Genomic DNA, 9510 nt, shown 5'->3' with positions numbered 1-9510 from the left:
CCCCGGCCCCGGTGCGGGTGCGGGCGACCCCGATGCGGCGCGGGCCATCCCCGGCGCGGCGCGGCCACCCCGCCGCTATAGTTGATGCGTCACCGGAGCCGGCGGCGCTCGCACAGGGCCCGCCATGTCCCGAGGAGGTCACCGTGCCCGCGCTCGTCCCCGGCGTCGAGATCCACCGCTCCCGTGCGCGGTCCCGCGACCGGGGCGGCTGGCTGGACTCGCAGCACTCGTTCTCCTTCGGCCGCTACCAGGACCCGATGAACACGCACTTCGGGCGACTGCTGGTCAACAACGACGACCACATCGCGCCCGGCACCGGCTTCGACACCCACGGGCACCGCGACATGGAGATCGTCACGTGGGTCCTGTCCGGCTCGCTGGTCCACCAGGACTCAGAGGGCCACAGCGGCGTCATCTACCCGGGGCTCGCCCAGCGGATGAGCGCGGGCTCGGGGATCCTGCACTCCGAACGCAACGACGGCTGGCGCGACGGCTCGCTCCGTGCCGACACCCCCGCCGAACCGGTCCACCTCGTCCAGATGTGGGTCGTGCCGGACACGACCGGTGAGCAACCCGGCTACGAACAAATGGAGATCGATCCGCGCGAGCTCGAGAACCACCTCGTCGTCGTCGCCGGGGGCCTACCCACCCACGAGGACCGCGCCGCCATCCGGATCCGCAACCGCACGTCCGCGCTCCACGCCGCCCGGCTCACACCCGGACGCACCGTCGAGCTCCCCGACGCGCCCTTCCTCCACCTCTACGTCCCACTCGGGTCGGTCACCCTGGAAGGCGAGGGCGCCCTGGACACCGGCGACGCCGCGCGCCTCACCGCCACGGGCGGGCGACGCGTCACCGCCGGCGCGCAGGGCGCCGAGATCCTCGTCTGGGAGATGCACGCGGGCATGACCATGCTCGACGTGCGCGGACACTAGCCCTCCCCGCTGGCCGAGCCCTTCCCGCTGGCCTAGCCCTCCTCGGTGGCGGCCGACGGCGCCCCGTCATCCTGCTCGGAGTCCGGGATGTGATGCAGCGGGTGGACAGGTTCGGGCGACGGCGAGTGCTCGTTCCGCTCGAGCGCCTCCGGCGAGTACGCACGGCGCCACTGGCGGGTCACCGTGGGCGGCCGCTCGCCGAGATCGTTGCTGATACCCCGCACGAGGCTGTACATCATCACGAAGCCCACCACGAAGAACGGCAGACCGACGACCGTGATGACCTCCTGAAGGGCGGTCAGACCGCCCTCGCCGGTACCCGCCAGGATCGTGGCACCGACCGCGCCCATGAGCACGCCCCAGATCACGCGCTGATGGGTGGGCGAGACCTGGACGTCGTCGTCCTTCCCGGACGCGATCATGTCCACGACCATCGCCGCGGAATCCACGGACGTGGTGAAGAAGATGACGACGAGGACGACCGCGAGACCGGACAGGAACGTCGCGAGCGGGTAGTTCGACAGGAACGCGAAGAGCGCACCCGGGATGTCACCCTCGTCGACCACCGCCTCGGTCAGCCCGCCCGAGCCGAACAACTCGACATGGAACGAGGCCATACCGAAGATCCCGAACCACAGGACCGAGAAGCCCACCGGCAGGCCGAGGACGCCGAAGACGAACTGACGGATGGTGCGGCCGCGGCTGATCCGGGCGATGAAGATGCCCACGAACGGCGACCACGTAATGGTCCACGCCCAGTAGAAGACGGTCCACGTGTTCTGCCACGATTCCAGGTCGTCACTGGCGGGGAAGACGTTGTTCCACAGGGCCAGCTCCGGCAGCGTGGCGAGATAGACGCCCAGCGACTCGACCGTGCCCTTGAGCAGGAACAGGGTCGGGCCCGTGACGAGGATGAACAGCAGCAGGGCGATCGCCATGGCGATGTTGAGGTTGGACAGCCGCTTGATGCCCTTCTCCAGCCCCAGGGCCACGGAGATGCAGGCCACGGACGTGACGACCGCGATGATGAGCACCTGGACGACCGGCGACATCGCGATGCCGAAGAGTTCCGCCAGGCCCGCGTTGATCTGCAGGGTACCGAGGCCGACCGAGGTGGCCACGCCGAAGACGGTACCCACGAGCGCCACGACGTCGATTGTCTTGCCGATGGGACCGAAGACCTTGTCCCCGAGGATCGGGGCGAAGATCGAGCTGACGCGCGGCGGCATCTTGCGCTTGTAGATGAAGTAGGCGAACGCGAGGGCCGGCAGGGCGAAGATCGTCCACGTGTGCAGACCGAAGTGGTACAGCGTGAACGCCATCGCCTCCTGCGCGGCGTCCGTGCTGCCCGGTTCCACGTTCCCCCGCGGCGGCGTGGCGAAATGAGAGATGGGCTCCGCGACGCCCCAGAACATGAGGATCGTGCCGATGCCCGCGGCGAAGAGCATGCCGAACCACGCCGCGGTGGAGTGCTCCGGGTCCTCGTCGTCGCCGCCCAGACGGACGTGTCCGAACCGGCTGATGGCTATCCAGATGAGAAAGGCCAGGAACGACGTGACCCCGAATACGTAGAACCACCCGAGGTTGGTCATGATCCAACCCGACGCGGTGCCGAAGACCTCGCCCACCCACTCGCCGGCGAAGAAAGTGATGACGACGAAGGCGAGGATCACCCCGACAGTCGAGAAGAACACCCCCGGATCGGTCTTGAGCCTCAGTGCTCGCAGTATCCGTTCGGACATGATCTCTCCCGTCGTCTCGGCCCCCTCAGAGCACCGCTGCCGGATCGAGTAGCTCAGTCAGAGTTCATAGGTCAGTACGCGAAGTTGTGTACCACGAAAACTTTGCCGTTGCCGGAGTAGGCGATGCCCATGCCCGCCGAGCGGTAGCCCGGGTCGAGGAGATTCTCGTTGTGGCCGGGCGAGTTCTTCCACAGGTCGACCAGGCAGATCGCCCCACAATGGGTGCCCGCGGCGACAATGTTCTCCCCGTGACCCCGGTTGATCAATGCTGTGTTGTGAATCACCTCATCCCGGGCGGCGAGGCGATCCGCCCACGCCTGGGCCTCGCGGTCAAGGTCGGCGTTGGGCGCAAGGGCTCCGCGGCCGTGGGCGATGCGGTAGGCGTCGATCTCGCGAATGATCCCCTCGCGCAACCCCCCGGTGACCCCGAAGGCGGCGACATCCCCGTACGCCATCTCGCTGGAACCGACCGCCGCCCACGCCTCCGGCGGCAGGGCGGCGCGCACCTGCGAGACGATCCCCTCCACCTGCGGCGCGAGGTGCGCCGGGATCAGGTGCTGGGGGATGAAGGAAGGCAGGGTCTGGGCGGAAGCCGTGGCCGCCCCGCCGCCCACGAGGGTGGCGGCGGTGACGGCGATCGTCGCGAGTGACGCGGTGAGCCTTGTGCGCATGATGGCGATAATGCCGTTTCGGTGCGCCTGACGCGAACCGTTTGATCGATCAGGTAACGAACCGGACTCGGCACCGCGTTACCGCTGTGACCAGCGATTATCAGTGTTGCTTGTGTGGCGAGAGTGGTTACTCCGTCCGGACGGGCGGCCAACTTCGGCGGCCGCGCCGAGTGGGTCCCGGGAGCGGCTAGTCGAGCCTCTCGCGGACCAGCTGGAGGAACTCGGCCCCGTAGTCGAGATGCTTCTGCAGATCGCGGTAGCGCGCCTCCGCCTCGCCGTGAATCTCCTCGACGGTCGCCCGCGCCGCGCGCCTCTCCTCCGACCCCGACCCCCCCGCCTGCGGGCGCCGGCCCGCGGCGAGCACGTCCGTGGCCTGCAGGAACTGCTTCATGCGCTCCAGGGAGAAGCCGAGGGGCTTCATCCGACGCACCAGCAGGAGCCGTTCGACGTCGTCATCGGTGTAGAGCCGGAACCCGCCCGCGGTGTGACCGGAGGGGACGACCAGGCCGAGCTCGTCGTAGTGACGCAGAGTCCGGATCGACAGACCGGTGGCCTCGGCGACCTCGCCGATCTTCCGCACCGCGTCCTCCGACATGATCCTCCTTGTGGGCTTGCTCACAGCGGTCGCCGGAGATTCGCCGCATCATCAAACCTACCGTTACGGTAGCTTCAGAATCTCCCGCTACGGGAGAGTGTGTCATGCCCCTGCTCGGTGAGGACAATCCCCATGTCGGCTCCCGCCACCACTCCTGGGGCGCCCTCCCCGGCGCCTGCCGGCGACGATGACGGTCTGGCGCCGGTCGGCGTCCTGGCCTCGTTCCGGTACGCCTTCTCGTCCGTGCGGCGGTTGCGGACCGAGGTCCTGGCCGGCCTGGTCGTCGCCCTCGCACTGATCCCCGAGGCGATCTCCTTCTCGATCCTCGCCGGCGTCGATCCTCGCGTCGGGCTGTTCGCCTCGTTCACCATGGCCGTGACGATCGCCTTCACCGGCGGGCGCCCCGCGATGATCTCGGCGGCGACCGGCGCGATCGCCCTCGTCGTGGCCCCGGTCGCCCGCGACCACGGGATGGACTACCTCGTGGCCACCGTGCTCCTCGCCGGGTTCATCCAGGTGGTACTCAGCCTGATCGGGGTGGGCAAGCTCATGCGCTTCATCCCTCGCAGCGTGATGATCGGTTTCGTCAACGCGCTCGCGATCCTGATCTTCGCCGCCCAGATCCCCCATCTGCTGGGCGTTCCGTGGCTTGTCTACCCGATGGTCGCGGCCGGTATCGCGATCATGGTGTTCTTCCCGCGGTTGACCACCGCGGTGCCGGCCCCGCTGATCGCCATCATCGCGATCACCGCCGTCGTCCTGCTCTTCGGATGGTCGATGCCGAACGTCGGGGACCAGGGCGAGCTTCCCTCATCCCTGCCCGCGCTGTTCTTCCCCGACATCCCGTGGACACTCGAGACGCTACAGATCATCGCCCCCTACGCCCTGGCCACCGCCCTCGTCGGCCTCATGGAATCCCTCATGACGGCCAAGCTGGTCGACGACATCACCGAGGTGCGCACCGACAAGACCCGAGAGGGCTGGGGCCAGGGCGTCGCGAATCTCGTCACCGGGTTCTTCGGCGGCATGGGCGGCTGCGCGATGATCGGCCAGACGATGATCAACGTCAAGCAGTCCGGCGCCCGCACCCGGCTGTCGACACTCCTGGCAGGCGTCTTCCTGCTCATCCTCGTGGTGGCGCTGGGCGACATCGTCGGGCTCATCCCCATGGCCGCCCTCGTCGCCGTGATGATCATGGTGTCGGTGGCCACCCTGGACTGGCATTCGATCCACCCGCGCACCCTGCGCCTGATGCCGCTGAGCGAGACGGTCGTCATGGTCGTCACCGTGGTCGCCACGGTAATCACCGAGAACCTCGCCATCGGCGTCGTTCTCGGTGTCCTCACCGCGATGGTGATGTTCGCCCGGCGCGTGGCCCACATGACGACCCTCGAAAAGATCTCCGAGCGCGACGTCGACGACGACGGCACCATCGACGTCCGCACATACCGGGTGCGCGGCGAGCTGTTCTGGGCGTCCAGCAACGACCTCGTGTACCAGTTCGACTACTCGGGCGACCCCCGGCACGTCGTGATCGACCTGACCGAGGCCGACATCTGGGACGCCTCCACCGTCGCGACCCTGGACGCGATCACCCACAAGTACGCGGCCAAGGGCAAGACCGTGGAGATCATCGGGCTGGACGGCTCCAGTCGGCAGCGACTGGAGAGGCTGTCCGGCAATCTCGGCGAAGGGCACTGAGGGACAGCGCCGGGCGCCGGGCCCCTCAGCCGATCGGCGCCGGCGCCTGGAACTCGGCCTCGAACTTCTCGTAGGAGAACGTGCCGAGCGCGCGGGCCCGGTCCAGTCCCAGCTCGCGGACGGCCTCGACGAACCGGGCCACGTCGCCGCCGGCGTCGTCGGCTCCGGGCGCGATCGTCACGCGGGCCCCGCTGAGCGGCCGCATCCGCCCGCCGGTCGCCGTGGCCTGGGCCCGGACGAGGACGGGCGCACCGTCGAGGACCTGCACGCAGTTCATGGCGAGCGACTGACGGCCGGGGATCGGCAGGCCCACGCGCGTGTCGAGCCGGAGGTCGACGCCTCCCGCTCCGGCCGAGCCCACGGCGCCCAGACGCGCGTCGTCGAGGGCGCCTCCGGCCGTGCCGACCATGTCGCCCTTCCACTTGGGGAAGCCCCACAGCTCGTTGCCCGCCGCCAGGGTGAAGTCCTGGTCGACCGGCAGCTCGTGGATGTGCACCAGCGTCCCCGCGCCGGGCACGGTGAGCTGGAACGCCAGGCCGATCTCGTGATAAGCGCCCAGGACGTTGCCCGGCACGTCGTGGTAGCGGACATGGATCATGATCGCCGGGGTGCGCCCGCCGGGCAGCGAGACGGGCTCGGCGCCCGCGGCCTCGATCACGGCGGACTGCCGCCCGCCGGCGATGAGCCTGCGCACGACGGCGGACCGCGCGAGGAAGGCCGCGCCCGAGACCGAGGCGGACACGACGGGAACCGGGAAGGTGATCTCGCGTCCGGCGACGACGCGCGATGTGGGAGAGGTCATGGGCCGACGGTAGCGGTCCCCGCGCCCGGAATCAGCCCCCTTGCGACCTCAGCCCGTCGGCCCGGTCGTGTCCTGCCCCGGCTGTGCCACGACGTTCTTGACCGAGCGTCCCTTGTACTGCGGGCGCAGGAGGTTGGCCGGGGACAGGATGTCGTCGAGTTCCTCCGCGGACAGCAGGCCCATCTCCAGTACGACCTCGCGCACCCCGCGGCCGGAGCGAGCGCACTCGCGCCCCACGATGTCGCCGTTGTGGTGGCCGATGATGGGGTTGAGGTAGGTGACGATCCCGATCGAGTTCATCACGTTGGCTCGGCAGATCTCGGCGTTGGCGGTGATCCCGCGGACGCACTTCTCGGTGAGCGTCTCCATGGCCTTGGTGAGCAGGGAGATGGACTCGAACATCGCCTGGGCGATCACCGGCTCCATGACGTTGAGCTGGAGCTGCCCGGCCTCGGCTGCCATGGTGACGGTCATGTCGTTGCCGATCACCTTGAAGCACACCTGGTTGACGACCTCGGGGATCACGGGGTTGACCTTGGCTGGCATGATCGACGACCCCGCCTGCAGTTCGGGCAGGTTGATCTCGTTGAGGCCGGCGCGCGGCCCGGAGGACAGCAGCCGCAGGTCGTTGCAGATCTTCGACAGCTTGACCGCGGTCCGCTTGAGGGCGGCGTGGACGTTGACGTAGTCGCCGGTATCGCTCGTCGCCTCGATGAGGTTCATCGCGCCGGTGACCGGGAGGCCGGTGACGGCGCGCAGGTGGTTGATGACCGCGCGGCGGTAGTCGGGCGGGGTGTTGACGCCGGTGCCGATCGCGGTGGCGCCGAGGTTGACGTCGAGCAGCATGCGGGCGGCGGAGCCGAGCACGTGGAGTTCCTCGTCGAGGTTCACGGCGAAGCCGCCGAACTCCTGGCCCAGGGACATGGGCACGGCGTCCTGGAGCTGGGTGCGGCCCATCTTGAGGACCTCGCGGAATTCCTCGGACTTGTCGTAGCAGGCCTCCCGCAGCGCGACGAGCGCCGGTTCGAGCCGCTCGAGCGCGTGCCACAGGGCGATGCGGAACCCGGTGGGATAGGCATCGTTGGTGGACTGGGACCTGTTGACGTCGTCGTTGGGGCTGATGATGTCGTAGGAGCCCTTGGGATGCCCGAGCCGTTCGAGCGCGAGGTTGGCCACCACCTCGTTGGTGTTCATGTTGACCGAGGTGCCGGCGCCGCCCTGGTAGACGCAGGAGGGGAACTGGTCCATGCAGCGTCCGTCCACCAGGATCTCGTCGCACGCCCCGACGATCGCGTCCGCCACCGTCTGGTCAAGGACGCCCATCTCCAGGTTGGCCAGGGCGGCGGCCTTCTTCACCATGACCATGCCACGCACGAAGTCGGGGACGTCGCTGATGGTGGTGGGTGCAATGGGAAAGTTCTCGACAGCCCGGACCGTGTGGATGCCGTAGTACGCGTCCGCCGGGACCTCCTTGGTGCCGAGCAGGTCTTCTTCCACACGGGTTCGGGTCATTCGTCCTCCGCCTCTCGGGTCGACTCCGGCCCACCTTAATCGTGGGGCACCGGGCCTCGTCGCGATCCGCGGGCGGGGACACCGCGGGATTGCCTAGTCTGGGGGGTATGTCGCGCACGACGACCACCCGTGGCGCCCGGGCCCTGTCCTCGGCGCGGGACGTGTTTCGCCGCCTGCATCCGTCGGACGGACTGCTCGGCAGCATCGTCGACCGGCAGGAGGTGCCGCTGCCCCGCGGGACGTGGGCGATCTTCGGGGTGGCGTTCGTGGGGTTCGCGACGCCGGTGATCGGCTTCGTCGAGCTCGCCGAGCGCATCCGCAGCGGTGCCAAGCTGCCCTTCGACCAGCCGGTGATGATGTGGCTGCAGCGCAGGCACTCGCCCCGCAACACGCGGATCGCCCGGGCGGTGACCGAGCTCGGCGGTGTCACGGCGGTGCCGTTGTTCGCATTGGCGACGTCGGCCTACCTGGTGTCGGTGCGGGGCAGCCGCCGCCCGGCCGCGTTGCTCACGGTGTCGCTGGTGGGGTCGACGATCATCAACTCGGTGCTCAAGGCGCTGTACCGCCGCGACCGGCCGACGTTCTTCACGCACATCGTGCAGGAGAAGAGCTTCTCGTTCCCCAGCGGTCACGCCATGGCCAGCGCCGCGCTGGCGGCGTGCACGTGCGTCCTGGCGTGGCCGACGCGGTGGCGGGTCGCGGTGATCGCCGGGTCGGCGGTGTACGTGCCGACCATCGGCGGCACCCGGATGTATCTGGGGGTGCACTTCCCCAGCGACATCCTGGCGGGCTGGTGTGTGAGTCTGGCGTGGGTGGGTGAGGTGGCGACCATCATGTGGCTGATGGACCGCCTCGATCACGCGCCGACGCCGATGATCCGCCGGAGGGAGACGGTATGACGACGACGAGGCGCGCTCGGATAGAGCTGAGCCACGGCGACATCACACGCATGGACGTGGACGCGGTGGTCAACGCGGCCAACAGTTCACTTCTCGGGGGCGGCGGGGTGGACGGGGCCATCCACCGCGCGGGCGGGCCGACCATCCTGGCGGAGTGTCGCGAGCTGAGGTCCGGCCGGTTGCCCGACGGATTGCCGACCGGCCGGGCCGTCGCGACCGGCGCCGGTGATCTGCCCGCGCGCTGGGTGATCCACACGGTCGGCCCGATCCACGGCCGCGATCCGGACGGTGCCCGGCTGCTCGCCGACTGCTACCGGAACTCGCTGGCGGTGGCCGACGAGCTCGGCGCACGAACGGTGGCGTTCCCACTGATCTCCGCGGGGGCCTACGGCTGGCCGCGCGAGGACGCGATCCGCACCGCGCTGGCCACGCTGGCCGCCACCGACACCGGGGTCGGGACCGCGACCCTGGTGCTGTTCGACGCGGCGACCCTGCGCCTGGCCGAGGAATGCCGCGCCGACATCCTCGGCGACTGAACTCTCCCCGCCGCGCCCGCCCGATCCGGCCACCTCCAGCCAGCTCCAGTCACCGCCAGCCGGAATCCGCTACTCTCCCTCCGGGTTCGCGGTGATTGTCAACCTGTTGTGAGTCAT

General features: G+C 69.1%; 9 protein-coding genes. 4 read left to right on the top strand and 5 right to left on the bottom strand.

Going from position 1 to position 9510, the window contains the following annotated elements; genetic code table 11:
- The first annotated feature begins 143 nt into the window (after nt 1-143).
- Nucleotides 144-935, top strand: a complete 792-nt coding sequence (locus HMPREF3086_RS08440; protein ID WP_061229264.1) for a pirin family protein — start codon at nt 144-146, stop codon at nt 933-935.
- A 32-nt stretch (nt 936-967) separates the two neighbouring features.
- Here HMPREF3086_RS08440 and HMPREF3086_RS08435 read toward each other — a convergent pair whose 3' ends face one another.
- From HMPREF3086_RS08435 to HMPREF3086_RS08425, 3 genes are all read right to left on the bottom strand, one after another.
- A complete protein-coding gene (locus tag HMPREF3086_RS08435; RefSeq protein WP_061229265.1) occupies nt 968-2677 on the bottom strand; it encodes a BCCT family transporter in 1710 nt (569 codons plus the stop codon).
- Nucleotides 2678-2748: 71 nt separating this feature from the next.
- On the bottom strand, nt 2749-3348 hold the full coding sequence (locus tag HMPREF3086_RS08430; protein ID WP_061229266.1) for a CAP domain-containing protein: 600 nt from the start codon (nt 3346-3348) through the stop codon (nt 2749-2751).
- 187 nt (nt 3349-3535) lie between these two features.
- Complete coding sequence (locus tag HMPREF3086_RS08425; RefSeq protein WP_061229267.1) at nt 3536-3943, bottom strand: MerR family transcriptional regulator; 408 nt, start codon at nt 3941-3943, stop codon at nt 3536-3538.
- 132 nt (nt 3944-4075) lie between these two features.
- Between HMPREF3086_RS08425 and HMPREF3086_RS08420 the strand changes: the two genes are divergently transcribed.
- Nucleotides 4076-5644 (top strand): SulP family inorganic anion transporter, encoded by a 1569-nt coding sequence (locus HMPREF3086_RS08420; protein WP_061229268.1) that lies wholly within the window; start codon nt 4076-4078, stop codon nt 5642-5644.
- A 25-nt stretch (nt 5645-5669) separates the two neighbouring features.
- On the opposite strand, the gene HMPREF3086_RS08415 is transcribed toward HMPREF3086_RS08420, so the two are convergent.
- Both HMPREF3086_RS08415 and aspA read right to left on the bottom strand, forming a co-directional pair.
- Complete coding sequence (locus HMPREF3086_RS08415) at nt 5670-6446, bottom strand: acetoacetate decarboxylase family protein (RefSeq protein ID WP_061229269.1); 777 nt, start codon at nt 6444-6446, stop codon at nt 5670-5672.
- A 48-nt stretch (nt 6447-6494) separates the two neighbouring features.
- Entirely contained in the window at nt 6495-7958 is a 1464-nt protein-coding gene (aspA, locus tag HMPREF3086_RS08410; protein WP_061229270.1) for an aspartate ammonia-lyase, read from the bottom strand.
- A gap of 107 nt (nt 7959-8065) precedes the next feature.
- Between aspA and HMPREF3086_RS08405 the strand changes: the two genes are divergently transcribed.
- Nucleotides 8066-8857: a phosphatase PAP2 family protein gene (locus HMPREF3086_RS08405; RefSeq protein WP_061229271.1), complete on the top strand. Its 792-nt coding sequence runs from the start codon at nt 8066-8068 to the stop codon at nt 8855-8857.
- Nucleotides 8854-9393 carry an O-acetyl-ADP-ribose deacetylase gene (locus tag HMPREF3086_RS08400; protein ID WP_061229272.1) on the top strand — a complete coding sequence of 180 codons (540 nt, stop codon included), beginning with the start codon at nt 8854-8856 and terminating at the stop codon, nt 9391-9393. The genes HMPREF3086_RS08405 and HMPREF3086_RS08400 overlap by 4 nt, the downstream gene beginning before the upstream one ends.
- The last annotated feature ends 117 nt before the right edge of the window (nt 9394-9510 follow it).

It is taken from the genome of Dietzia sp. HMSC21D01, from assembly GCF_001815995.1.
GTDB lineage: Bacteria > Actinomycetota > Actinomycetes > Mycobacteriales > Mycobacteriaceae > Dietzia > Dietzia cinnamea.
Note: the sequence above shows the minus strand (reverse complement) of the source record. Positions and strands in the feature narration are given on the sequence as shown.